This window comes from Devosia sp. (genome assembly GCF_965229025.1).
Classification (GTDB): domain Bacteria; phylum Pseudomonadota; class Alphaproteobacteria; order Rhizobiales; family Devosiaceae; genus Devosia_A.
This window is the reverse complement of the sequence record NZ_OZ245853.1, coordinates 3,723,686-3,747,931: the sequence shown is the minus strand read 5'-3', so window position 1 is coordinate 3,747,931 and position 24,246 is coordinate 3,723,686. Positions and strand designations below refer to the sequence as shown.

27 protein-coding genes and 1 tRNA gene are annotated in these 24,246 nt (G+C 61.1%); 13 read left to right on the top strand and 15 right to left on the bottom strand.

The genetic code is table 11. From position 1 onward, the window contains the following. Positions 1–18: 18 nt before the first annotated feature. A complete protein-coding gene (locus tag ACO06J_RS18220; protein WP_421762131.1) occupies positions 19–492 on the top strand; it encodes a peroxiredoxin family protein in 474 nt (157 codons plus the stop codon). Positions 493–618: 126 nt separating this feature from the next. Here the strand turns inward: ACO06J_RS18220 and ACO06J_RS18215 are convergent, their stop codons facing one another. Further along, the gene (locus tag ACO06J_RS18215) at positions 619–2,148 is read right to left on the bottom strand and encodes an MFS transporter (RefSeq protein WP_421762130.1); all 1,530 of its coding nucleotides are present in this window, start codon (positions 2,146–2,148) and stop codon (positions 619–621) included. A 56-nt stretch (positions 2,149–2,204) separates the two neighbouring features. Continuing rightward, positions 2,205–2,663: a DUF417 family protein gene (locus tag ACO06J_RS18210; protein WP_421762129.1), complete on the bottom strand. Its 459-nt coding sequence runs from the start codon at positions 2,661–2,663 to the stop codon at positions 2,205–2,207. A gap of 86 nt (positions 2,664–2,749) precedes the next feature. Here ACO06J_RS18210 and ACO06J_RS18205 point away from each other — a divergent pair, with 86 nt between their 5' ends. Further along, positions 2,750–3,259, top strand: coding sequence for a MarR family winged helix-turn-helix transcriptional regulator (locus ACO06J_RS18205; RefSeq protein ID WP_421762128.1), 510 nt, complete (start codon positions 2,750–2,752; stop codon positions 3,257–3,259). A 25-nt stretch (positions 3,260–3,284) separates the two neighbouring features. After that, positions 3,285–4,295 carry an acetyltransferase gene (locus tag ACO06J_RS18200; RefSeq protein ID WP_421762127.1) on the top strand — a complete coding sequence of 337 codons (1,011 nt, stop codon included), beginning with the start codon at positions 3,285–3,287 and terminating at the stop codon, positions 4,293–4,295. Positions 4,296–4,577: 282 nt separating this feature from the next. Here ACO06J_RS18200 and ACO06J_RS18195 read toward each other — a convergent pair whose 3' ends face one another. Continuing rightward, positions 4,578–5,489, bottom strand: a complete 912-nt coding sequence (locus ACO06J_RS18195) for a LysR substrate-binding domain-containing protein (RefSeq protein ID WP_421762126.1) — start codon at positions 5,487–5,489, stop codon at positions 4,578–4,580. Positions 5,490–5,612: 123 nt separating this feature from the next. Here ACO06J_RS18195 and ACO06J_RS18190 point away from each other — a divergent pair, with 123 nt between their 5' ends. The 3 genes from ACO06J_RS18190 to ACO06J_RS18180 all read left to right on the top strand — a co-directional run bounded on the left by ACO06J_RS18190 (position 5,613) and on the right by ACO06J_RS18180 (position 7,327). Next, positions 5,613–6,164, top strand: coding sequence for a carboxymuconolactone decarboxylase family protein (locus tag ACO06J_RS18190; protein ID WP_421762125.1), 552 nt, complete (start codon positions 5,613–5,615; stop codon positions 6,162–6,164). Between the two features lie 61 nt (positions 6,165–6,225). Further along, positions 6,226–6,705: a DUF1348 family protein gene (locus tag ACO06J_RS18185; RefSeq protein ID WP_421759063.1), complete on the top strand. Its 480-nt coding sequence runs from the start codon at positions 6,226–6,228 to the stop codon at positions 6,703–6,705. Positions 6,706–6,712: 7 nt separating this feature from the next. Beyond that, positions 6,713–7,327: a pyridoxamine 5'-phosphate oxidase family protein gene (locus tag ACO06J_RS18180; RefSeq protein ID WP_421762124.1), complete on the top strand. Its 615-nt coding sequence runs from the start codon at positions 6,713–6,715 to the stop codon at positions 7,325–7,327. Positions 7,328–7,333: 6 nt separating this feature from the next. On the opposite strand, the gene ACO06J_RS18175 is transcribed toward ACO06J_RS18180, so the two are convergent. Then, complete coding sequence (locus ACO06J_RS18175; protein WP_421762123.1) at positions 7,334–7,882, bottom strand: sigma-70 family RNA polymerase sigma factor; 549 nt, start codon at positions 7,880–7,882, stop codon at positions 7,334–7,336. Positions 7,883–8,156: 274 nt separating this feature from the next. Between ACO06J_RS18175 and ACO06J_RS18170 the strand changes: the two genes are divergently transcribed. Further along, positions 8,157–8,486 (top strand): hypothetical protein, encoded by a 330-nt coding sequence (locus ACO06J_RS18170; RefSeq protein ID WP_421762122.1) that lies wholly within the window; start codon positions 8,157–8,159, stop codon positions 8,484–8,486. A 302-nt stretch (positions 8,487–8,788) separates the two neighbouring features. Here ACO06J_RS18170 and ACO06J_RS18165 read toward each other — a convergent pair whose 3' ends face one another. Beyond that, on the bottom strand, positions 8,789–9,481 hold the full coding sequence (locus ACO06J_RS18165) for a helix-turn-helix transcriptional regulator (protein ID WP_421762121.1): 693 nt from the start codon (positions 9,479–9,481) through the stop codon (positions 8,789–8,791). Between the two features lie 70 nt (positions 9,482–9,551). On the opposite strand from ACO06J_RS18165, the gene ACO06J_RS18160 reads away from it, so the two are divergent. After that, a complete protein-coding gene (locus ACO06J_RS18160; RefSeq protein WP_421762120.1) occupies positions 9,552–10,121 on the top strand; it encodes a DJ-1/PfpI family protein in 570 nt (189 codons plus the stop codon). Between the two features lie 668 nt (positions 10,122–10,789). Here ACO06J_RS18160 and ACO06J_RS18155 read toward each other — a convergent pair. The 4 genes from ACO06J_RS18155 to ACO06J_RS18140 all read right to left on the bottom strand — a co-directional run bounded on the left by ACO06J_RS18155 (position 10,790) and on the right by ACO06J_RS18140 (position 13,945). After that, on the bottom strand, positions 10,790–12,322 hold the full coding sequence (locus ACO06J_RS18155; RefSeq protein ID WP_421762119.1) for a winged helix-turn-helix domain-containing tetratricopeptide repeat protein: 1,533 nt from the start codon (positions 12,320–12,322) through the stop codon (positions 10,790–10,792). Between the two features lie 66 nt (positions 12,323–12,388). Beyond that, positions 12,389–13,201 (bottom strand): type II CAAX prenyl endopeptidase Rce1 family protein, encoded by an 813-nt coding sequence (locus ACO06J_RS18150; RefSeq protein ID WP_421762118.1) that lies wholly within the window; start codon positions 13,199–13,201, stop codon positions 12,389–12,391. A gap of 22 nt (positions 13,202–13,223) precedes the next feature. Continuing rightward, positions 13,224–13,808: a GIN domain-containing protein gene (locus ACO06J_RS18145; RefSeq protein WP_421762117.1), complete on the bottom strand. Its 585-nt coding sequence runs from the start codon at positions 13,806–13,808 to the stop codon at positions 13,224–13,226. Next, complete coding sequence (locus ACO06J_RS18140) at positions 13,805–13,945, bottom strand: hypothetical protein (protein ID WP_421762116.1); 141 nt, start codon at positions 13,943–13,945, stop codon at positions 13,805–13,807. The genes ACO06J_RS18145 and ACO06J_RS18140 overlap by 4 nt, the downstream gene beginning before the upstream one ends. Before the next feature lie 192 nt (positions 13,946–14,137). On the opposite strand from ACO06J_RS18140, the gene ACO06J_RS18135 reads away from it, so the two are divergent. Further along, positions 14,138–15,511 (top strand): MATE family efflux transporter, encoded by a 1,374-nt coding sequence (locus tag ACO06J_RS18135; protein ID WP_421762115.1) that lies wholly within the window; start codon positions 14,138–14,140, stop codon positions 15,509–15,511. Between the two features lie 45 nt (positions 15,512–15,556). Continuing rightward, positions 15,557–15,919, top strand: coding sequence for a GIY-YIG nuclease family protein (locus ACO06J_RS18130; RefSeq protein ID WP_421762114.1), 363 nt, complete (start codon positions 15,557–15,559; stop codon positions 15,917–15,919). A gap of 666 nt (positions 15,920–16,585) precedes the next feature. Here ACO06J_RS18130 and ACO06J_RS18125 read toward each other — a convergent pair. The 6 genes from ACO06J_RS18125 to ACO06J_RS18100 all read right to left on the bottom strand — a co-directional run bounded on the left by ACO06J_RS18125 (position 16,586) and on the right by ACO06J_RS18100 (position 22,413). Continuing rightward, entirely contained in the window at positions 16,586–17,917 is a 1,332-nt protein-coding gene (locus tag ACO06J_RS18125) for a cation diffusion facilitator family transporter (protein ID WP_421762113.1), read from the bottom strand. Positions 17,918–17,925: 8 nt separating this feature from the next. Beyond that, the gene (locus tag ACO06J_RS18120) at positions 17,926–18,192 is read right to left on the bottom strand and encodes a metal-sensing transcriptional repressor (protein WP_421762112.1); all 267 of its coding nucleotides are present in this window, start codon (positions 18,190–18,192) and stop codon (positions 17,926–17,928) included. Positions 18,193–18,328: 136 nt separating this feature from the next. Next, on the bottom strand, positions 18,329–19,741 hold the full coding sequence (locus ACO06J_RS18115; RefSeq protein WP_421762111.1) for a multicopper oxidase family protein: 1,413 nt from the start codon (positions 19,739–19,741) through the stop codon (positions 18,329–18,331). 535 nt (positions 19,742–20,276) lie between these two features. After that, a complete protein-coding gene (locus ACO06J_RS18110; RefSeq protein ID WP_421762110.1) occupies positions 20,277–20,474 on the bottom strand; it encodes a hypothetical protein in 198 nt (65 codons plus the stop codon). Between the two features lie 69 nt (positions 20,475–20,543). Next, a complete protein-coding gene (locus ACO06J_RS18105; protein WP_421762109.1) occupies positions 20,544–21,701 on the bottom strand; it encodes a sugar ABC transporter substrate-binding protein in 1,158 nt (385 codons plus the stop codon). A 622-nt stretch (positions 21,702–22,323) separates the two neighbouring features. After that, positions 22,324–22,413 (bottom strand) — tRNA-Ser (locus tag ACO06J_RS18100). Between the two features lie 96 nt (positions 22,414–22,509). On the opposite strand from ACO06J_RS18100, the gene ACO06J_RS18095 reads away from it, so the two are divergent. From ACO06J_RS18095 to rpmA, 3 genes are all read left to right on the top strand, one after another. Next, entirely contained in the window at positions 22,510–22,974 is a 465-nt protein-coding gene (locus ACO06J_RS18095) for a gamma-glutamylcyclotransferase family protein (protein WP_421762108.1), read from the top strand. Positions 22,975–23,204: 230 nt separating this feature from the next. Next, positions 23,205–23,843 (top strand): 50S ribosomal protein L21, encoded by a 639-nt coding sequence (gene rplU / locus ACO06J_RS18090; protein ID WP_421762107.1) that lies wholly within the window; start codon positions 23,205–23,207, stop codon positions 23,841–23,843. 12 nt (positions 23,844–23,855) lie between these two features. Then, positions 23,856–24,125, top strand: coding sequence for a 50S ribosomal protein L27 (gene rpmA, locus ACO06J_RS18085; protein WP_421762106.1), 270 nt, complete (start codon positions 23,856–23,858; stop codon positions 24,123–24,125). Positions 24,126–24,246: the final 121 nt, after the last annotated feature.

The following is a 24,246-nucleotide window of genomic DNA, read 5'->3' as shown; positions in this document are numbered from 1 at the left end:
CTAAGGAGGCGACACAGGATGAAACTGCAGAACAGGGATCTCTTCCCCGAGATCGAGGTAACGACCATCGACCACGGGACGTTGTCGCTTCCCGGTTTCCTTCACGGGCAATACGGAGTGGTGCTGTTCTACCGGGGAGCGTGGTGCCCCTACTGCAACGCCCAGCTGGCTGCGTTCGTGCGCGCCAGCGACCAGCTCGAAGAGGTCGGGGTCCGCGTCGTCGCCCTGTCGGTGGACGATGCCGAAACCTCAAGGGCGACTGCCGAGAAGCGCCGAATCCTCTTTCCGCTCGGGCATAGTGCCGATGCGGGGGCGCTGGCCGGATTGACGGGCGCCTACCTGGGCGGCGGCGGCAGCTACCTCGAGTCGACCGGTTTCCTGCTCGACCCGGAGGGCCGGATCGTAACGTCGGTCTATTCCAGCAACGCGATCGGCCGCCTGTTGCCGGAGGATGTCGTGGGCTTCATCAAGCACATGCAGGAAGCGGGCTGACCCCTCCCCGCTTCCAGCAAGGGGGAACCCGCCGTCGGCTCCCCATACTACGCGGCGTCGGCCACGCCATCCTGGCGCGGCGTCAGAAGCGCGATGCCATTAAGTGACGCCAGGCGCTGGGGTCGCTTAGTCCTGCGTCTGGCCGCGGAACAGGAAGAAGGCGGCGGTCGCCGCGCACAGCGCAATGCCGCATGCGCAGAGCAGGCTCGTCTGCATGGCCTGCTGGTACGCGAGCCGCGCCGCCGCCAGTAGCGACGCGCCGGACGCTCCGAGCCCCGACGCGGCTTCGCTGGCCGCGCCGATCCCCCGCAGGGCGATGACCCTGGTGCTCTCATCGAGGCCGGCCGGAGCCGCATGGACGAAGCTTGTCCGGTAGACATAGGTCGCGAGGCTGCCGAGCAGCGCAATGCCCGTCGCTCCGCCGAATTCAGAACTCGTTTCATTGAGGGCGGACGCCGCGCCCGCCCGCTCCGTCGGCGAGGCACCGACGACGAGATCGGCAATGATCGTGGCGCAGGGGGCGAGCCCGACGGAGAACAGCGTGATACCGGCGACGAGGACGTAGAGGCTGCCAGGGCCACCGACCAGCGTCATGACGAACAGCCCGAGTGCTCCGACGATCAGCCCAAGACAGAGGACGTAAGCCGGACGCATCAAGCCGAGCCAGACCGGCGTCAGCAACGATCCGGCGACGAAGCCCAGACCGTCGGGCAGGCTCCACAGCCCGGCCTCGAGCGGGGAGAGCCCGAGCACCAGCTGCATGTACTGGGTGGTGATCAGCACGATGCCAAAGATCAGGAAGAAATCCACGAGGTTTAGGCCCAGCGCGGCGGAGATCTTGAACTGCCGGAACATGCGCAAGTCGAGTAGAGGCTCATCGAGCGTGAGCTGCCGTCGCACGAACAGGACGCCGCAAGCAACGCCCGGAAGGGCCGAGGCCGCGGCCAGGGCCGGCGTGCTGCCCTCGGCCAGAAGCTTGATGCCGAAGATCACCGGCAGCACCGTTGCTACGGACAACACGGCGCTGGCGATGTCCAGACGGCCAGCAGTGTGGTTCCGATACTCGGGCAGCAGCCTGGGGCCGACCACGAGGAGCATGAGCATCACCGGTACGGGCACGAGGAACAGGACACGCCAGGGAAAGAACGCCAGGAGGATGCCGCCGACCACCGGGCCGACCGCGGCGCCGAACGAGAAGCTGGCAATCCATATGCTGACCGCAAGGGTGCGCTGCCGATCCTGCCGGAACATGCTGCTGATGAGCGATAGCGTCGAGGGGGCGAGGGTCGCGCCGGCGAGACCCAGCAACGCGCGCGCCGCGATCAGCATCGGTGCGCTGGAGGCGAGACCCGCCAGGATCGAGACCAGCGCAAAGCTGGTCGCGCCCGCCATCAACAGCCGGCGGCGACCGATCCTGTCGCCCAGCGTGCCCATCACGAGTAGTGACCCGGCAACGATGAAGCCGTAGATGTCGACGATCCACAGCAGCTGGGCCGCGCTCGGCATCAGCTCCCTGGTGATGGCCGGGACGGCGAGGTTCAGGATCGTCAGGTCCATCGTGTAGAGCATGCAGGGCAGAGCGATGACGCCGAGGCCGATCCACTCTCGGATCGTCGCGTCGCCGACCGGCGTTGCTGCGGTGGGAATGCTGGTCATGGGGTACTTTCGGGGGGCAAGGGTCCCTCGCCACGGGGGTGTGGAACCACCTTCGATCAGGCTACTGCCATCTGGTGGGACGACTGCTTTCGGTTTGCCGCCTGGAGGGCCTCGCCGGCCGACCACAGCGCGGCGCCAAGGAGCGTCAGGTCCTTGACGATAAAGGCGCCCAGCGCCGGATCGAGCCCCGGCGTGGTCACGAGAAAGCTCAACGTGATCAACAGCGCGAAAGCAGTGCCGAGACCACCCAGAGCCGAGAGGCGCGGCGTAATCGGACGGGAGGCCATCAGCAGCGCCAATGCGATCTCGATCACCCCAATCACGTTCGAAGACCCCTGTTGGCCGAACAACGTGTCGAGCCAGAAGAGGACCGGGCTATGTGATAGCGCAGGGTGAATGGCCGCCGCTTCGCCCGGAGTGAACTTAAGGATGCCGAAGCCCAGGAAGAACAGCACAAGGCTGTAGCGCAGGACGACCTGCCCGATGCGCAAGCCCCAAATTTCAACGCGGCCCATCACAATCTCCTTGTACTTGCGTGCAGCACGCACCTATAAGCATGCAGCATCTTGCTTCGTCAAGCGCGTATCGACGAGAGTACGACATGTCCCGACTGAGAACCGCAAATCTGCTGGCCGCTTTCGCCCGTGACGTCACGACGCGAGCGGAGGAACAGCTCAAGACCCACCACAGCCAGACTGACTCCGCGTTGGCGGCGCTCAATACGATGAGCTACTGGGAGGGCATCACCAACTCGCAGCTGGCGAGGGCCTTGGGACTCTCCCACACCGCTACCGTCAGGCTGGTCGACAAGCTGGAATCGCAGGGGCTCGTGGAGGCCTCTTCCGGCACCGACCTTCGGGCCACCCATCTCAACCTCACCGCTGCCGGCAAAGCGGCGGCTCAGCCCGCATTGACCGCGCGTTGTGCCGCGGTGGGCAGCTACCTCGATGGGCTCGACGCGGCAGAACAGGACCAACTGGCGCACCTCCTTGAAAAGCTCATCAGGCCGCTGGCGACCGACGACGAGGCCGTCAGCCATTTCTGCCGCCTCTGCGATTTCACCTCGTGCCCGGACGATCAGTGCCCGATGCACGCAGGCGACCATGCATAGCCGTCAGAACATTCAGGGGATGCTCATGCAGTTCGAAACCAGCTCGTCGGGAGCGGCAGAACCGGGGATCCGGATCCGCCCGAGCCGCCTCGAGGAGGCTGGTCGCATGCTGGAGATCTGGCGCTCGTCGGTAGCGGCCACGCATCACTTCGTGCGGCCCGACGACTTCGAGACGATCGAACGGGACACGTTGCACTACCTGTCGAATGCCGAACTCACGGTCGCCGTGGACGAGGCGGATATGCCGCTGGCCTTCATGAGCTTCGGTCCTGGTCGGCTCGATGCGCTGTTTGTGGACGCGGCACACCGCGGCAAGGGGATCGGCCGTTTGCTGGTGATACATGCCATGGAGCAAAACGCGTTCCTTGACACAGAGGTGAATACCGACAACGAACAGGCCCTTCAGTTCTATCGGCGCCTTGGATTTGAGGAGACCGGGTACTCAGCAACGGATGACGATGGTCGCCCCTACCCCATCACACGCATGCGGCTGACATCGGGGCCGACCTTGGACAAACCGCCCGCCGCTCCGCGACCGCTCGTGACCATCGGCCGGGCAACGCTTGAGGACGCGGAGGACCTGGGCGCTCTCGCCGCGAGAACATATGCCGATACGTTCGGCGCCGAGTTCATGCCGGACGAGCTCGAGCGCTATCTCGATGACACGGTCTCCGTCGTCCGCTGGGTGGAGTATCTCGCCCACGACCGTGTGCTACTGGCGCGGCGAGACGGCGTTTCGATCGGCTTCGTGCAGTTCGGCCCCGGTGAGGCTGCCGGCGAGGTGACGATCCATCGGCTCTACGTCGATAGGTCCATGCACGGCATTGGCGTGGGAACCGAGATGCTCGTTACGGCACTGGCGGACGAGATGGTGCGCCAAGCCACCACCGTTCGCGTCGAGGTGTGGGAGAACAACCACGGGGCGCGCCGCCTGTACGAGCGATTCGGGTTCAGGCACGAAGGAGAAATGGAGCCGTTTGTCTCGGAAACCGGTGACATTAAAGGCTACGATGTAGTTTTGCGTCTTCGGCATTGACCTATGCCTCCCGGTTTGGACTGCAAATGGCCACAAACGAAATGAGGTCGACCTCGTGGCCGACTTCGCTGCCGAGGTGCTATCCACCTAGAAGTGTATCCCTTTCGATTTGCGAGTTTTCGAAAGGGACCCACGGTCTGGTGTCCGCATAGGGCCAGCAGCAGCCGCTCGCTGAAGACCGCTATGCGCTAGTAGCTATCGCTGACCCAAGACATTGAATTGCCACCGCAGTGTCCAGGCCCGTCCAGTGGAAGTCGAACCCTACTTCGCCCAGTAGCGGAACTAGGCAGCCGCGGCGAGATCGAGGAAGTTCCAGTCTCGCGTCGCCACCGCCTGCTCCAGAAAAGCGCGGACCTTGACCGAGAGCAGGCGGGAGGTCGGGTAGACGATCTGGACGGGATAGGGTTGAGGCTCGAAATCCTCCAGAACCACGCTCAGTCTGCCCTCTCGCACCTGATCGGCGACCTGATAACTCAACGCCAGCGTCAGGCCCCCGCCTTGCGAGGCGTGCCAGATCGCGGCATCCGCACTGTTTGTGACCAGCCGCGGCCGCACCTGAACATCATGTTGCGTGCCAGCGCTCCAGAAACTCCAGCGATCCGGCCGTGCCAGCGCGGTAAAAGCGATCAGGTGATGCTCGCTGAGCTCTGCGGGCAATCGTGGGACGCCCTGAGCCGCGAGATAGTCAGGCGACGCAACGAGGACACGCCGCACCGCGCCGACCTTGCGCGCAATATCGCTTGAGTCGGTGAGTTTGCCGATGCGCACGGCCAGGTCCACGCCGTCTTCGACCAGGTTGACCATACGATCTGAAAGCAGCAGCTCGGCCGTAATCTTGGGATGGCGGGTCATGAACGCGCAGACCAGCGGCGCGACGTGCAGCCGCCCAAAAACCTGCGGGGCCGACACCACCAATCGGCCCAAGGGTGCGCCCCGTTCGCTCCCCGCCATTTGATCCGCGTCGTCGAGATCGGCAAGGATCCGCCGGCTTCGTTCGAGGTACCGCATGCCCGCATCGGTAAGGCTCACCGCACGCGTGGTGCGATTGAGGAGGCGCACGCCCAGCCGGTCCTCCAGCGCCGCAACGTGCCGCGTGACCGCCGATGTCGAGAGCCCGAGCTTGCGGGCCGCCGGTGCAAAGCCGTTGAGGTCGGTCACCGCGATGAAGGCCGCCATCGCATCAAAGCGATCCATGTCATTGTCCCGATTTTTGCAATAGTAATTGCTATTGTTGGCATATTATCATTAATAGAGGAAGCGACCAGATTACGACCTGTCAGCGCGGCAATTGCCAAGCGCCCTCAGGAGTTCACCCCAATGCCCCGTATCCCTACCCCGCCGACCATTGCCGCAGCCCCCGCAGCGGCTCAGCCGTTCCTCGAAGCCGTCAAGAAGCAGATCGGCTCGGCCCCCAACCTGTTCCGCATCACGGCCACCAGCCCGGCCGCGCTTGAAGGCTATCTCGGCCTCAACGGCGCGCTGGCGAAGGGCGCACTGAACGCTGCCACCCGCGAGCGGATTGCCCTCGCCGTCGCGCAGATCAATGGCTGCGGCTATTGCCTTGCCGCGCACTCCTATATAGGCAGCAACGTCGCCAAGCTGAGTGACGCAGAGCTCATCGCCAATCGCAGCGGCCGGTCCGAAGATCCCAAGGCAAACGCAGCCGTGGCCTTCGCCGTCGCTGTGGCCAAGGATCGCGGCGCGATCACCGACGCAGACTTCAGCCTGGTACGCGCCGCCGGATACTCTGACGCCGAGATCGTCGAGATCGTCGCCCATGTCGCGCTGAACACCCTCACCAACTACATCAACGAGGTGTTCCAGACCGAAGTCGATTTCCCCGTCGTGCCCGTGATGCTCGCTGCCTGACGATCGCATAGAGAGGGGCGCTTCGCGGCGCCTCTCCCCCTGCCCATAGGGAGGACAAGTCATGATCCACACAGATGAAGTGCGCCCGCCTTTGCCGCCATTCACGGCGGTCAGTGCTGCCCAGAAGGCCAGACTGGCCGAAGACGCTTGGAACAGCCGCGACCCGCAACGCGTCGCGCTGGCATATACGCCAGACAGCGCATGGCGGAACCGTGCGGAGTTTGTAATGGGCCGCCCGGCGATCATCGCCTTCCTGACGCAGAAGTGGGCGCGCGAGGCCGAGTATCGTCTGGCCAAGGAGGTTTGGGCGTTCGAGCATAATCGCATCGCCGTCCGCTTTGCCTACGAGTGGCAAGACGCGGCGGGACAGTGGTTCCGCAGCTACGGTAATGAAAACTGGGAGTTCGACCCCAGCGGCCTGATGAGCCGGCGTATCGCCTCGATCAACGATCTGGCCATCGCGCCAGGCCAAAGGATGTTCCACTGGCCGCTCGGCCGCCGTCCGGATGACCATCCCGGATTGGCAGAACTTGGCTTGTGAGGCGCGCATGCTAACCGCCCCCTCAAGCGACATCGCGTTCACGCCGAGCGTCAAGACCATCCAGAGCCGCAAAGGCTCGCGCACCGCTTACGCGAGAATGGAAACGGCTGGCGGCTGGGAAACGACGATTACCCCTGACCTTGCAGCCTTTGTCTCTGAAGTGCGCAGCTTCTTCATCGCGACGGCCAATAGCGAAGGCCAGCCCTATATCCAGCACCGCGGCGGCCCTCCGGGCTTTCTCAAAGTGCTGGACGAAAAGACCCTGGCCTTCGCCGATTTCAAGGGCAACCGGCAATTCATCACCCAGGGCAACCTTGAGGAAAACCCGAAAACATTCATCTTCCTGATCGACTATGCGCATCGTCGGCGCATCAAGCTCTGGGGCCGCGCCGAGATCGTGGAAGACGACCCCACGCTTCTCGCGAGCCTCATGCCGGCGGACTACAGCGCCAGGCCCGATCAGGTGATGATCTTTAAGCTCGAAGCCTGGGACTCCAACTGCCCCCAGCACATCCCCCAGCGCTTCGAGGCCGAATACGTAAGTCGCGCTCTTGCCTCGCGAGATGCGCGTATCGCAGAACTGGAAGCGCTTCTTGAGAAAAAGGGCGGTGCCAGGCCATAGACTTAGTCAACTCCAGACAGCATGCGTCGACTGGCTGTCGCGGAGGCAGTTCCTGGATGGCAGCAACAAAGGCGAACCGGACCGCCTCTCGCTGCTCGTAGCGCGCCTCCGGGCCTGGAGTACTGTCCTGTGGATCGGGCAGTTCCGTGTCGGGGTAAGGCTCGAGCCACAAAAACCCTGAAGCAGCGCCAGCGCTTGCCGGCCGCTCCTGGGATGGCGATCCGGTGCAACGATGATCCGGCGCGAGCGCCCCCTCGCCTTTATGGCGTTTAGGCAGGAATTGGTGGCGATGCTGTAGAGCCAGCCGCGCAGCGAGCCCCGGCCGTCAAACCCGGCGCGGGCCCGCCAGGCCCGAAGCAGCGTGTCCTGCACCAGGTCGTCGGCTTCGTGCAGCGATCCCATCATGCGATAGCAGTGCACCTTCAGTTCGCGCCGATAGGTAGCGGCGAAATGCGCAAAGGCCGGCCGATCAAGAATCGGTCGACCTTCGAGGTCGTCGTCGGCACCTGGTTCGTTCATCCGGCTATTACCGTCCCTTGCGCCGATCTGCTGCACTTCATTCCACGGCCGCAAGGCCGTTGCCGTCCACCACAAGCTCCTGGCGCCGTATCCGCTGCAGACACCATGCCTTCCTCAAGCCGGTCGTAATTAGAAGCGACCGCCACAGAGTATTTTGCAAATCCGAACGACACTGATGAAGGAAACATCGACTAGATTCGGACCTCCAGGACGGAAGGGTCGCTGAACCAGCGGTTAACATGGCGACCAGAACGGGTTCAGACGGGCGACGTAGTATCGTGATTGTTCAGTCCAAACTGGGATACTATCTATGCAAAAACGTGTTGTCGCAATTTCGTTATTCGCACTTTTGTCTATGTCTGGCGGGATCTCAAACAGCATAGCAATGAACTATGAGCCTTGCTATCCTGATGGAGTTTCTATCGATAGAATGTATAGTAACATAAGATTATATGGATATTATTCACATCTAATACATCAGAGATTTGACAATAATACCAAAATTCTGGGTTTCGGAACAAAACTTGGACCGTATGGTAAAGAGTGGTACTCGTTTGTAATCGAACTTTGTCACGGGGAATTTATAAAAGAAGAGCGCTTGAAATACGGCAAGCCAGGCTTCATTGGCGGAGATGACTAACGTTAGTGGTGGACTTCCCATCTACTTATTCCCAAACTGACTCTCATCCTCGACGCCGTAACAGTTCACATGGTGTCGAGGCAAGCGCAGCTGAGGGAGTAGTCGAACCACACGCCCGGACGGCAGTGTGAGTTCGATTCAGCGGTCAAACGCCAAACAGTAGATTCGGTTTCCTCGGGTAACCCTAGAGTAGCTGGGTATAGCGCAAGGCACCTTCCGTTGGTAACTCCTGAGCCGACGAGCCAGGCATAAACCACCAAGAGGGAGAGCCAGCTGAAGATGCACGCACTGTTCGGGGCCAGTTATCCGATGTCGGGCAATTTGAAGGCAGTGCGCCACCTATGGAATAGTGTGCGCCTGGGCTCCGGCAGATGGGACGACAGGACCGCCAAACTATCGACGCGATCTATACGAAACTGGCGCCAGTCCATCCGGAGCGTGCACCAGGCAATCAAGACCTGACGGTCGCGGAAATAACCGAGGGCGATGGGATAGACGATACGATCAGTGGGAGCGCCCGCGGCGTCGCGGTATTGTATGGAGACTTGCAACTCCTCGCGAATAGCCCGCCGCATTTGGCCAAGTCGAGGGTCGCCGCTGTTCGCGTTGCGTGGCATAGCGAAAAGGCCCACAGCCTCCAATTCGTCGCGCCGCCCCGCAGGAAGAACAGCGGACAGCTTCGAAGACACATCTCTTGCTGTGGCGCTCATCTCGTCGTCCGGCCCCTGAACCAGCGTACGAAGTCCCAGCACCAAGGCCTCGACCTCCTCGTTGGTAAACGTTAAGGGCGGCAGGAAGTAGTCGGCCCTCAGCTGGAAGCCAAGGCCTGCCTCACCGCCGACCGCAGCGCCCATCGATTTAAGCGTGGCGATGTCCCGGTATAGCGAACGCAGGGACACGCCCAGCTCGTCCGCGAGCACCTGTCCAGAGACCGGGCGTCGCCTTCGGCGGAGCGACTGCATGAGGGCAAGCAAACGTTCGCTTCTCTTGGCCATGTTCGATGCTGACAAAAACTGGTGCGTATAGGGGCTAGAGCGGTGTCATTGCAACCAGAGGTGACGACCAATGACCACCATCATTACCATACTGACAGAGGGCTACGCGGACTGGGAGACGGCACTGCTCAATGCTGTGGCTCGATCCTATTACAATATCGACACAAAGTTCGCGACGCCAGGCGGCGAGCCGGTGACGTCGTCGGGTGGGTTGAGAGTGACGCCGGATCTGGCAGTGGAAGAGATCAACGTGGCCGAAATCGACGCTTTGGTGGTGAACGGCGGCACGGCTTGGAGTCAGCCTGCTGCACCTGACATCCGGCAAGCTTTGGTCTTTGCGACAAAGGCTGGAAAGATCGTTGCAGGCATCTGCGACGGGACGCGCCCCCTCGCCCTTGCAGGGTTACTTGACGGGGTGATGCATACCTCCAATTCGGCGGCCACGCTTTCAGGCACCGGCTATATGGGGTTACCCCGTTATCAGGATCAGCCAACCGCCGTTGTGGACGGCAAAATCGTTACGGCCCCGGGCACTGCCCCCGTTAGCTTCGCCGGCGGCATTATGCAGGCTTTGACCCTTCGCGATGGTAATCTTGATTTCTACCTGAAAATGCACGGTGCTGAGCACAGGGTCGCCTAGCAAGGGTAGCCATCTTGCAGAGAATCTGCGCCAAGTTCGACGCACTGTGAGCTTGGCGCTCTACAAGCAGCGGGGGTGCACTAGCCGGACATCCCCTACCCCTAGAGGCCGTTATACCACTAGCGCCGTCGTAAGGTGCTCGCGAGGTCCGCTCTGGGCCACAAGCGGAACTTTAGAGAACGAGTGCGAACCAACTGCTCACCGGTCGTCATTCCACGCAAACCGGTGGTGGAGTGAAGCGCCCTAATGCCAAGTGCCAATTGGCCCATTAGAGAATTGCCCAAATGCATCGCGAACTCGGCCTCCGAATTGGCCGTCTCCAGTTGGGTTCGCGTTACAGCCACGGCGAATAGACGCGACCTTCCCGAGGGTTAGCTGCGGCACCCTCGAAAGACCAAAAAGACCTGTAATATCACTGAGTTAGTGGCGGAGAGAGATGGACTCGAACTGGCGATGGAGTTGAGCTTCCTAACCCTCGGAAATATCTAACGAATTTCCGGTCAGGTCAGTCTCTAACTTATTGATCTCGTTGGCTTATCGGTCTATGACGCGTCCACGGGGCGGCCCTACTCCACCACCAGTTTGCGACCGGTCCCTCCCTCTAGGCGGTCGGTTCTTGGGTCCGCTTCGCGCCAAAACCTGACATTGGCCTGTGTGGTCGTCGACGCTCAGTGTTCTCGTCCAAGCGGGCGGCCTGCCAATCCCAACGCCTTGGTGAACCCTTCAACCAGGTGGTCGATGTCTTCGGGTCTCTCGTAGGGCATTTGCTCTCTGGCAATCCACACGAGCGGGTAGTTTGGAAATGCCTCAAAGACCGCCTCGAGCTCGCGCGAGCAACGCTCATGGTCATTGAGCTGAGCGTAGCACGCCGCCAGTCGCGCGCGATGCCAGAGCTGCCGCCTCGGGGGCAATTGCAACGCCTCGGCCGCTGCCTGATACTCGCCCAGACCATAGAGTGCGAGCGCCCGGTCGAAATGATACCAGGGCGGAACAATCGGATTGAGGCGGGCGGCGCGATCGATCCAAGCAAGGGCATCCAGTGGCCGACCGCGCATCGCCATGAGGTAGCCCATTTGCTCGATGGAGTCCGCATCATAGCGGTTGAGCGACAAGGCCGACCTAAGGTCACCTTCAGCCGCTGCGTGGTTGCGTAGATAAAGCCGAACGACCGCCATCACCCTTGGTGGAACCGCTGAGCCCGGCGCGAGTGTAGCGGCACGGATGGCGATCAGCAGAATATCTTCGAGGGCCTTATGGTCGACCTCGTCGTAACGGCGCATCGAGAATTTGCAGTAGGCAAGATGGGCATAGGCGACACCGTAACTCGGGTCTCGGGCAATCGCCATTTCGAGCAGCGGCAGGGCCTTTTCGGGCTCAACATGCTCCTGGCCGCGCAGGATCGCCAGCGCCCGCGTCACCAGCTCGTAGGCCTCCAGACTTTGCGCGGGCCTCAAGGCGGCGCGCTGTAGCGTTGCCTCATCGAGGCGCGAGACCAGCCGGTTGACGATCTGCTCGCCGATTTCTCGCTGCACTGAAAACAGCTCGACGTCGTGAGCCTCGTATCGCTGTCCCCAGAGCTGCTGCAGTTTCCTACCATCGACGAGCGTGACACTAACGAGAGCATCTTCCCCCGACCAACGTACCGATCCCTCAACCAAAAAGTCTGCGCCGATGCGAGAGGCGGCGTCAGCCCATGCCGACGGCTCCTGCGAAGGAAACTGAAAGCTGGAATTTCTTGCGAGGACCGTAACCGATCCAGAATGGCCAAGCCCGGTGATGATGTCCTCAGCGAATCCGTCAACGATCGGTTCGCGCTGAGGGTCGCCACTCTCATTGCGGAATCTAAGTACAGCGACGATCGGCCGGCCATTGGGTTCCTCGGCCACGCGTGGCGAGCCGACGAGCATGTAGCCACGGCGTGAGACGGTCCGGATCTGCTCCTGGTCATCCAGTTCCTTGCGGATCTCGCGGATCGATTGGGTCAGGGAATCTTCTGTGACATAGACGCCGGGCCAGACCACGTCCATCAGCTCCGCCTTTGGCACGATCCGGCCCATGTTGCGGGCCAGATAAACCAGGAGTGCATGGGCCTTGGGACGCAGAAAAACCGGGGTCGAGCCCTTGACCAGGGTGCCTCTGTGCAGGTCGAGCACAAAGGGTCCGAAGTGGAAAACGTCTTGCGCAGCAGCCGTATCGGACAAGGACCTGAACCCCGCGGGAAATCGGACGAGAATTGCCCTCCTTCCCGCAGGTTGTGTCAAGACCATCTAGGTGGCGGCAGGTATCGATCCCTGCGGCCGTTCCAGCCTGCGGATGAGCACCCACGCTGAAAACGCGACGGCGACGAGGGTGATCACGCCACTTTCACCTGCCAGGTACTCGAAGGCCAGTGGCGAAGCCGCGACGGTGAAGGCACCAAACAGCGTCCAATACGTGTTGAACACAGAGTGGGCGATAACTGCCGGCCAAGTGCTTTTTGAGGCAAGACGGAGGTACCCGAAAAGGATGCCAGCGATCGTCATGGTCGCGAGGAACAGGGGAACGATGATCCACTGGTTGCCGTCGCCGTGGTAGACCGTTGTGAAGACGATGAACGGCAGATGCCAGACCGCTTGCATCAGCCCGCTCAGAAGGAGCGCGGTTCGCTGACCGAGTGGAAGAAGCCGGGGCAGGAGGTAGCCACGCCAACCGGCTTCCTCACCGAGGCAGACGACGAGCCCAACTCCGAAGTTCAACGCTGCATTGAGGGCAATGTCGCTCGGGTTGCCGGGGACGCCAAACTGCGCGACACCAAACAGCCACACGACGCCGTAGGCGACGAGGAGGACGCCGAAGGGCATCCCGAAGGCGACCGGCCACAGCCTCAGCCCCAACCGGGCCAGTCCAAGGTCGGACCACCCGGATCTAGTGTATCCTTCACGGTTGAAGATGAGCTTCATGACGAGCACCGAGAGCAGCGGCGTCATCATGACGACGAGGGTCGCGTACTCTCCGATGACAGGTGTAGCGAGCAGGGCAAGCGCCAACGAGGCGCCTAGGGCCATTGCATAGAACACGAGCACGTTTGCAAGCTTGGTCATTTGTCGATTCCTTCTCTTGGGGTCATCGCTGGACGTCGACATCGCCGTCGCTCTGCTCTTGTTCATCCACCGACGTGGGATGTCCGAATAGTTCAATGTGTGCGCCGCTCGAGGCGTCAGCCACCGCGGCCCGGCTCGCGAAAAGAATGGCGTGGCTTCCGCTTGAGGCCACGACCCTGACATCGACACAGGCTAAGCCCTGGCCCGAAATGGACGCGGCACTCGAGATCTGGACGTAGTTGCGCTCGCATGCGCCGTCGACTGTCAGGGATGCACCGCTTGACGCATCGATCTGGACGGTTCGGGCCTTGATACCCCTTACCGCAAGGTTGGACTGACTGCCGACTGTGAGGGAAACGACATCGCCAGACATTGCCGAAGCAATGACTGCCGACTCGGCATCGACAGCCAGGGCGGTCAATTGAGGCACCGTGATCACGATCGCAAAAGCGGGTTTCACGGGTGCGAAGTAGTCGAGGAAGTCGCGGTCCATCCAGGCACGCAGGGTGCCGTCGACGACCTCAAGGCGCAGCCTTTCCAGCTCGCGATCGCTGGCGCCCTCCACGTGAAGTTCCTGTTTGCCGCCGACCGCTATTCTGGCGGTCAAGGAGGAAAGATATCGATTTTCGAGAAGCTCGGAAGTTCACGAAGAGCGGGCGCTGCGTCCGCAGCGTAAGCTGGGAGGATGAGGGCGCCGGTGATCGCCGCGAGTGCGAGGCGCTTGAGAATGACAATGGGGGACATGTTCGGGGTTCCTGGGCTTCAGCACCGCCTTAGCGCAGCGCCGAGCCTCGGTATCTGAACACCCGATCCAACTCCTGAGCCGCTTCTGAGAGTTTTCTGATTTCGGGTCGCGACTTCAGAAAAGTTTCAGGAAGCGCTCAGGACGTCCGATGCGATCTTGGCGAAGCTCACTTTGCAACCGAGGAGCATCCCATGTCGAACCGTCTTCCAGCCAACCCCTACACCAGTGGTTCCATTCCGCGCATGTTCGTTCGAACGGCCATCCCGATCATTGCTCTGACTAGCATCAGCGGCCTCTTGAGTGTGGTCGATGCGATCTTTCTAGGGGCCTTCGTCGGCCCCAACGCGCTCGAAGCCGTGACGCTGATGTTTCCTTTCACCATGCTGCTGGTCGCGCTGGTGACCATGGTCTCGACTGGGATGTCGAGCGTCCTCGGCCGTCTGATTGGAGGCGGCAAGCTGGATGAGGCCCGTCGGGTCTTCGCCGGTGCGCACGGCCTATCACTGACAATCAGCCTCGCCCTGATCGCGCTGTTCGTGGCGGTGGGTGGGCCCGTCGCCGGACTGATCGCGGGCGGATCAACAGAGACCGCGGGAATGGGACAGGTTTTTATCGGCATCTGGATATTCTTCTCCCCCGCTGTGTTCCTGCTGGCGGTTCATTCGGACGCGCTGCGGGTCGAGGGACGGGTGGGCTTCATGGCGGCGACGGGCCTTGCCGTCTCGATCGCCAATGTGGCGTTCAACTACGCTCTGATCGTGTGGTTCGGGCTCGGAGTGGCGGGCTCCGCCCTCGGCACTGGCCTCGCACAGCTGCTGGCCCTCCTGGCAATCCTTTTGTACCGTCGCTCCGGGAAGGCTGTCCTTTCAACCCCGTTTATCGCCCTGCTCGCATGGCGCGCGCAGTGGCGTGAAATTCTTGAGCTTGGATTGCCCCGGAGCCTCAGCTTCCTCGGCATCTCACTTGGAGCGGCCGCGATCATAGCGGCCCTGAGAGTCTTCGGTGGGCAGGACACCGACGCCTCGATTGCCGCCTACGGCGTCCTGACCCGCATCCTGTCCTTCGCCTATTTTCCACTCCTCGGCATCAGCCTCGCGCTGCAGGCGATGGTGGGAAACAACTACGGCGCCGGGCTGTGGGCCCGCTCCAATGCAAGCCTCAAGCTCGCATTGCTCCTGAGCTTTGGTTACGCCTGCGCCATCGAGATCATCCTCGTGGCCTTCAGCGGCAGTCTCGGATGGCTATTCGTTGCCGACCCGGTGGTGGTTGCCGCCATCGCCCGCATCCTGCCCCCCTACGTCGCGCTCTATGTCACCTTCGGCCCGGCGATGATCATCACGGGGTATCTGCAGAGCATCGGCGACGCCAAGGGGTCGGCCATTCTCGCCTTGTCCCGCACCTATCTCTTCGCCGTTCCCCTGACGTTTCTGCTGCCTATTCTCTTTGGCGAAAACGGAATCTGGTTCGCGGCGCCGATCGCAGACTGCCTCGTGGTCATGGTCATGGCCGCACTCCTGGCGAGGCAACCGCGTGACATGGAATGGGGGCTCTTTAAGGTCGCGTGATGCCCCCCGCCTTCGACCTCAGAACCGCAAACAAAGGACCGAGCAATGAATGCCGAGGATCGAAAACTGGCAGTCCGGACTTACAAGGAGCGGAAGCAGGCGATGGGTATCTACGCCGTTCGTTGCCTTGCCACTGGCGAGGTCTGGCTTGGGAAAACCCGCAGCCTCGACAAGCAGCGAAACCACATCTGGTTCGCACTACAGCTCGGAACGCATTTGGACAAGCAGATGCAGACGTCCTGGGAGGCGCATGGATCGGGGCAGTTCGAGTACGTGGTGCTGCAGGAGCTCGAAGAGGCCGAAACTGCTTTCCCTGACGCTCGGCTCAAGGAGCTCCTAACGCTTTGGCAGAGGCGCGCAGCCAGCATGGTCGTCCAGGACAAAGCCTTGCGGCCATGCCCTCGTTGAGGGGCTGCTTGGGGCCAGAAGCAGCCCCTCAAGCCGACTGCAGCCTAGCATGTAGTCCGCCAGCGAACCGGTGGTGGAATGAAGCACCCCAATGCCAAGTGCCAACTGGCCCATTAGAGAACACCCCGAGTGCATCGCGAATTGTGGGGGTGTATTAGCGGTCTCCAGTTGGGTTCGCGTGACAGCCACGGCGAATAGACGCGACCTTCCCGAGGGTTAGCTGCGGCACCCTCGAAAGACCAAAAAGACCTGTAATATCAATGAGTTAGTGGCGGAGAGAGATAGACTCGAACTGGCGATGGAGTTGAGCTTCCTAACCCTCGGAAATGTCTAGCGAATTTCCGGCCCGATCAGTCTCTAACTTATTGATCTCGTTGGCTTATCGGTCCATGTCGCGTCCACCGAGCGGCCCTACTCCACCGCCAGTTTGCGACCGAACCCTTCCTCTAGGCGGTCGGTTCTTGGGTCCGCTTCGCGCCCAGAACCGGACTCTAGAGGGGACTTTCGCACACAGGCGATAACCTGATTGCTGATATGGATCGCAGAAATGACCTCGGCGCTTGTCGGCCAGTTGAGCCGTACCATTTGGCCCTCTGCCTCGACGACCAGACGCCAGCACTGGCCTTGCAAGGCGGCACTTTACACCGACCAAGTACCCGAAAATTGCTAGTGGTGATGCCCTGCAGGTTCGGTCATAGCGAAGGCAATTTCCTCACGCTCGGCGCCAGCGGCGAGCCGAAGCCGTGCGCTAAACTCATGCGGCTCTTCAGGGGCGATCCGGCTCTGCAGCAGGTGGTGGTCGTCGCCGACCGGATGCAGGTCCAGTATCTCGGTCCGACCGCCCGAACGCTCGATGTTCACGCTGGCGATGAGCCCTTCGGCATGGCGTGACACGCGCAGCCGCATCCGCTCACCATCAGGAGTGTCGACAATTTGCAACAGGCCGTTGGCGAGCTTAGTCGAGACCGGCACAGGATCGGGGGCATGGTGATGGCCGCTGCCTTCGACCGAGGATGCGAACAAAATGCTAGCCTCGGCCAGTGCCGGGAGGTGGTCCTGAAGCTCGTGCCGAAGTTGGTCGGCAATCGTGTTGGCGGTCGCAAGGAAGATGCCCTCGTCGAGCGCGATCGTCACTTGGACATGTAGTTTGTGGCCGATCCAGCGTGCCTTCGCGTCGACCACCCTATCGATACCCTTTACGTGGGCTGCAGCTTGCTGGATTTCGTCCAACGTCCCTGGCTCGATCCCATCGAGCAGGCGCGTCACCACGGAGCGCGCCGACTGCCAGACGATTCCGAAGATGGCCACTGTGATGAGAAGGCCGATGATGGGATCGGCAAGCGGAAAACCCATCCAGACGCCGATTGCGCCCACGACGACTGCGAGGCTGGTCAACCCGTCGGTGCGGGCATGATAGCCGTCAGCGATCAGCGCTGCAGAGTTGATGCGCCGGCCAGTGCGGATGCGTAGTACGGCGACGATTTCGTTGCCCACAAAGCCGACAACGCCAGCGCCGATCAGCCAGCCGAGGTGCGCCACCGGGCGCGGATTGACGAGATGATCGATCGACTCGTAGCCGGCGACGATCGCACTGAACAGAATGATGAGTACGATTGCGATACCGGCAAGGTCCTCTACCCGGCCGAGGCCGTAGTTGAAGACTTTGGTTGCAGGGCGGCGGGCCAACACGAACGCGATCCAGAGCGGGATGGCGGTCGTGGCATCCCCTAGGTTGTGAATGGTGTCGGCAAGGAGCGCGACACTTGCGGACAAGTAGACGACGACGAGCTGCATAATCGCCGTTGCGGCAAGGATGACGAACGACCATTTGATGGCGTTGATGCCCTCGGCCGTCGTTGCAATCGTTGCGTCAATGACGCCGTGAGTGTGGCCATGGTCCCCGTCGTCGCGACCGTGTTTGTGGCCATGTCCGCCCGGTCCTTGGGTACTGTGCCCATCGGGGCCAAAACCGAACCAGTCCAGAATGGTACGCAGCACATTTGGTCTCATAGGAACTTGGCCAAGGTCTTAAACTCGGCCAAGGCGGCCTCGGATGTCATCTCACCGGCACCGATGCCATCGCCGAGGCAGTGCTCCATATGGTCGTGGATTAACTCCCGCTTAGCGTTGGTGATCGCGCTTTCGACGGCGAAGAGCTGCTGCGCAAGATCGATACATGGCCGCCCCGTATCGATCATCTCGATAACCGAGGCAAGGTGCCCATGAGCTCGCTTTAGGCGCTTGGAAATGTCGGGATGGGAGTGATGTTTCATGTCGTCTCTTATCCCCCCGGGGAGGATACAGCAAGCTAGTGGCTAGTGCGCCAATTCATCGGTCTAGCGTATGCCGAGTGTGTGGCCCATCGGGGGCAGCAAGCCCAAGGATTTGTAAGTCCAGACTTTCGACACGCTATGCCCTATAGGCAAACGTCGTCATCATGCCAGATACCATGTGGTAGAGGTGGTGGCAGTGGAATGCCCATTGACCTGGGTTCATTGCGTCAACCGCTATAGTCACGGACCGCATCGGGGGCACCAGCACTGTGTCACGCAGCGCACCAGGAAAGCGCTGCCCATCGATTGCGACGACCTGAAAGTGATGCCCGTGCAGGTGCATAGGGTGCGCCATCATGGACATGTTCTGCATCGTAATCTCTACACGGTCACCCAAGTCGACCAAGATCGGCTCATCCGATGACAGCGCCCAGCGGTAGGCCGCCATGTCACCATTCAGCATCAGCCCGAACTTCCTTGTCGCCGCGCTTGCATGAAGCGGCGAGGCCGCACGCAGCTGACTTTCGAGCAGCAAATCGAGGACGGGTCCATCGGCGTTTGCAGTGCCCGATAGCTTTGCTAAGGACGCATCACCTGACTTAAGCACGATGCCAGTCCTCTGCGGCCCGCCTTCGCGTAGCGCCAGGATAGGGAAGACGGCAGCATCTCGCAGCAGCTGAACCCGAATATCCAAACGCTGGCCCATGGTGATTGGGAACGTGGTACCGGCGATCGGAATGATCGGCTGTCCATCGACAGCGACAAGGCTGCCGGTGAGTAATCCCAGATCGATGGTGAACGCCGTTGCAGCAGCGCCGTTTATGATCCGCAGGCGCACGCGGCCGCCAATTTCGGTCGTCACAACCTCCGGATCGTCGAGCGTCCGGTCGTTGGCAAGATAGGCATCATATTCGATGTCGTTTAGGTCCATCACCATGCCGCCACCGGACATGTCTATACCCTTCGTTGAGCCCCCCGACATGTCCATCCCTCCCATGGCTTTGCCACCGTTCAGTTGAGCCAGTAGCTCGTCTGCGGACTGGAACGAGAAGTCATGCAGCAGGACCACAACCTCCTGTTCGTCGAGTCCCGCGTCTGCCGGATCCTCAACAATCAACGGCGCCGCCAATAACGCCTGCTCTTGAAGGGTGTGGGCATGCATCCAGTGAGTGCCGGGTCGGTCGAGCGGGAATCTGAATGCGCGATTCTCGCGCGCATCGATCAAAGGCAGAGGGGCAGCGGCGACTCCATCGCTGGGCCAAGGCGGCGTCAGGCCGTGCCAGTGGATAATGCTCGGCTCTGAGGTCTGGTTTTGGAGCAGGACATTGAAATCGGTTCCGGCCATCAAGCGCAGGCCGGGCGCCTGATTTGGTCCCACCAAACCGAACACCTTGGCTGACTTGCCATTCACTTCAATCGAACGGCTCAGAATTGAAAGAGACTTCTGGCCAACTAGTTCTGTCGCGGCAGCTGCCTGCGATTGCAACGGTCCAAACGGAAGAGCAGCGACACCAGCGGCTACACCCTTTAGCAAATCGCGACGTTTCATAGTTTTGTACCGTTCCATAAATGACAGCGATGGGCGCGCCGGAGTAGCTCGCCTGTGCCCTCCCCGCCTGCTAGTCGCGCGAACTGACGGTGCGCTGAACGCCTTTGGGCACGGCATTTGGTCATTCATCGAAATGTGCGGCTTTGATCTGCCGCAAACCACCTGTTTGGCTCACTCGGTCTCGGGAGCGTCAACAGGAACCGAGGTTTCAGCTTGGAAACCCCTTGACGCTAATCCCATAGCAACTGCGGAGGACCAGCACGCGCTGATGATCGGCACCAGGCTCATGGTGCCGACAGTGGTCGAGGATCCGATACAAGCCGCCTTACCGACACAATAGATATTCCCTGGACCGCATTCCCAGACTTTGGAAAGACCCAACGGGAGCTTTTGGATGCGGACTAGCTTTCATTCCTGCGACTGAAGAGCGTCAACCGGACGACGCAGTAGGGCAAACAGTGCGATCTTTAAGGTCTCACGCAGTGGCAAACGAAACGGCAGACAAGTCCATATTCTGCCCGTTTCAGTCGCCCCTCTAGCTGCTGCGTTTTCTGAACGTATCCTGCTCTGCGAATAGCTTCTCAAGGCCGTTCCGAGCGCCATTGGCAAAGGATTCCGAGGCGTAGGGGCCCCATTCCTTCTGGAGCCCACCAACATAGGCAAACAGCCACCACTTGCCCTCCCGCTCTTCGGGCCCAAACACTCGTTGTTTTCCGGTAGCTTCATTCGCCATAACCCATTCCCCGTTGGGTTTAGGAACGGCCGACTACGCACGAAGGTTGCTAGCCCGAACTCCGGCCAGTTAGTGTCCTGCTTCGGAAGACCAAGGGAAGTTCACGTACTGGTCTCGGGTATCGTAGCAGATGTTTCCGTACATCCGCAGATAGGAGGCGCGGCGCACCGGATCGTGGAACACGGCGGCAGGATCTGCCAGGTCCGCTTCATAGGACGCCAGGTTGTCCTTCGTGAGTGCAATCGGCAGGATATCCATGGCCTGCGGCACGCTGCGCCCTAGCAGCCAGTCCGCCCCGTATTGCCCCATCGCGTAGCCAAAGACCGGCGAGGAAAGCGCGATGCTTGCCTTATATGGGCTGTCGCCCTTTTTGATCTCAGCGACCGCTTGCGGTTCACCATCAATCCCGCCCAAAAACTGGTTGGGACGGTCTTTGCCGGCATCGCGCAATGCTCTCAATGCACCCAGCACAACGGCATCGCCGCCTAGGACGACATCGACGTCGGGGAACGCCAGCAGCACCGTATTCATCGTGTCGTAGCCGCCTTGCTCGTCAACCGGCTGGGGAGCGATGTCGGCAACAATGGTCACGCCGGGTAAGGCGCTAAGCTCGTCCCGCATCGCTGAAAAACGAGGTGCCAGATACTGCATGCTGTCCTGGGTCAAAAGTACGACCTTGGCGTGCCCTCCAAGCGTGCTCTGGATATAGGCAATAGCCGCATCCGCCAGCACCTTGCCGGTTTCATATTGTGGTGCGTTCAGCAAAAGTGTCGCGGGCGGCGGAACGATGGTGCCAACAAACGCCCCGGACCAGATCACACTCTGAAGATCCTTGCTCACTATCGCAGGGTTGGACGACGTGGCGATCAGCGCTCCTACCTTGTCTTCGAGCAAGGATCGTATTTCGGCAGCCGCCTTGGGAGCATCGCTTTCGGCCAACACCCGCCGGTATTCAAGGCCACGATCGGAAGCCGCCAATGACAGCCCATAATTTACACCCTCAAGAAACTGCCGGTCGTTTTCCTGAACATAGGCGAGCAGTTGTTTGAGACCGACCGGCGGGCTGCACGGCGGAGCACCCGGGTCAAAGGCAGGGAAGGTGACTGGCTCGGTGATCCCCGCTGACCCTTCTTGGGCCGATACGAAGGAGGGAAGCGCCGCTGGCACAAGTGCAGCAGCAGTTGCCATGCTTATTGCAGTCCGCCGCAGCGCTTCGAAAGCTGTCATTTTTGTGCAGAGCGCCCCCTAGATACGTCCAGACTCCCAAGCTTCACCCGCGCGAAACCGTTTCGGACTCAAGATCGCATCACCTCCGCGAATTGATATCCGCCAAAGACAGCCCTTGATACTAAATATCATGTAGCTGCGAGTGTAAAAATCAACCTGGCGCTCGGGCCTAGACGTCTGTCGAGCTACTCAATATCGCCAGATATGGACTGTGCCATCGCCTTTACGATGCGACTTCCCAAACCGGTCCCCGTTGCAACCCCGGTGCCCCGACCGACGCCGTCGTCCTCCACGGTCAGCACGGCATTTCTGGCTGAGTCAAAGCAAAGCGACATTCTAGCTAGGTTCGCTTCGGGCCAACAGCGGACCTTTGGAGAATGACTACGAACCGACTGCTCACCGGTCGTCACTCAGCGCAAACCGGTGGTGGAGTGAAGCGCCCTAATGCCAAGTGCGAAATAGGCCATTAGAGAATGGCCCGACTGTATCACGATTTTGGGCTCCGAATTGGCCGTCTTCAGTTGGGTTCGTGTGAACACCACGACGAATAGACGCGACCTTTCCGAGGGTTAGCTGAAGCTCCCTACGGAGACCAAAAACACCATTGATATCAAGGGTTTAGTGGCGGAGAGGGAGGGATTCGAACCCCCGGTGGAGTTGCCCCCACGCCGCATTTCGAGTGCGGTGCATTCGACCACTCTGCCACCTCTCCGCGAGATCGGGCCGTTGCTTAGCGGCTGGTCGAGACGGGGCGGTGTATGGCATAGCAACAGGCAAGCTGCAACTGTCTTTGCCGGGCCCCGCTGCAATGAGTTCCACTTCCCCCGCCCTGCCGCTGTTTGCCTATGGCACCCTGCGCGATCCGGACCTGCTTTCGGCGGTGCTGAACCGGCCGCTCAGGCCCGATGGTGCGCTCCATGCCCGCGCCCCAGGCTTTCGCGCCGTGCACTATCCCAACCGGGTCTACCCCGCATTGATCCGCGCGCCGGGCGCCGCCGCCGAAGGGCTGCTACTGACCGATTTAAGCCCATTCGAGCGCGATCTGCTCGATGCCTTTGAGGGCGAGGAGTATCGCCGTGAGGTCATCGCCGCGATGATCGACGTCGAGCTGCATGAAGCCTACGCCTACCTGCCGACGATCACCGTTGCGGCCACGAGCCCAGAATGGTCACTGGCCGCCTGGCAGACCTCGCACAAGCCCCAGGTCCTCGCCGCCGAGGCCGCCAGCGCCGCCGATATCCGCACCCGCCTGATCGCCGTGCGGCCACATTGAACGCGACGCGCCCGAACCATCGCTTCGACCTTGACTCTGTTCCCGTTTGCCACGATAAGGCCGCTCGACCTGCGTGCCGCATCTGTGGCGCGCATTTTTGGTTTGTTTCAACCGCTGTCCGAGGCCGCCGCTGATCACTCCGATCAGCACCTCTTTTGAAGCCGCAGGATCAGGCATCGCCTGCGGCGCCACAGGGCGCGATAACAAGGGGTCCGGGAGTTCCCGGAACAATGATGACGTTTGCAGTGATCAAGACCGGTGGCAAGCAATACAAGGTTGCCGCCAATGACGTGGTGAAGATTGAAAAGCTCGACGCCCAGCCCGGCGACGTGGTCACCTTTGACCAGGTGCTGATGGTGGGTGATGGCGACAGCGTGACCATCGGTGCGCCGCTGGTTGCTGGCGCTCTGGTCGCTGGCCAGTTCATCGCCACCGAAAAAGAGCGTACCGTCATCATCCTGAAGAAGGAACGCCGTCAGCACTACGATCGCCGTAACGGCCATCGTCAGCGCCTGTCGACCGTTCGCATCACCGAGATCCTGACCGGTGGCGCCGCAGTGACCACCCAGGTCGACGAGATTGCCAAGGCCCGTGGCGAAAAGCGCGCTGCTGCCGCAGCCCTGCTGGCCATGCCCTATGTGCAGACCCCCAAGGGCACTGCTGCCGCTCCCAAGGCTGCCGCTGCCCCGGCTGCCCCCAAGAAGGCCGCTGTCAAGAAGACTTCTGCCGTGACCGAGGCTCCGGCTGCCGAAAAGGCGCCCGCCAAGGCCAAGGCTGCAACCAAGAAGACCGCAGAGGCAGCGGCTGAAAAGCCCGCCGCCAAGAAGCCGGCTGCCAAGAAGGCAGCCTCCAAGTCTGACGCCGAATAAGGAGCGACAACCATGGCACACAAGAAAGCAGGCGGTTCCTCCCGCAACGGTCGTGATACCGCTGGCCGACGCCTTGGCGTCAAGAAGTTCGGCGGCGAAGCTGCAATTCCGGGCAACATCATCATCCGCCAACGCGGCACCAAATGGCATCCCGGCACCGGTGTCGGTATGGGCATCGACCATACCATCTTCGCAGTTGTCGAAGGCAAAGTGACCTTCAAAACCCGCGCCAATTCCAAAGTCTACGTGTCGGTCGTACCGGCAGCAGAAGCAGCAGAATAACCCGGTGTGGCCTAGCAACCCCTGCCGGAGACCAGCTCCCCGGCAAGGTGTTGACAGGATCGGCGACTAGCAACAGCGCCGCACAGTCAAACTGACAAGGGGAGCCGGAATCCGGTTCCCC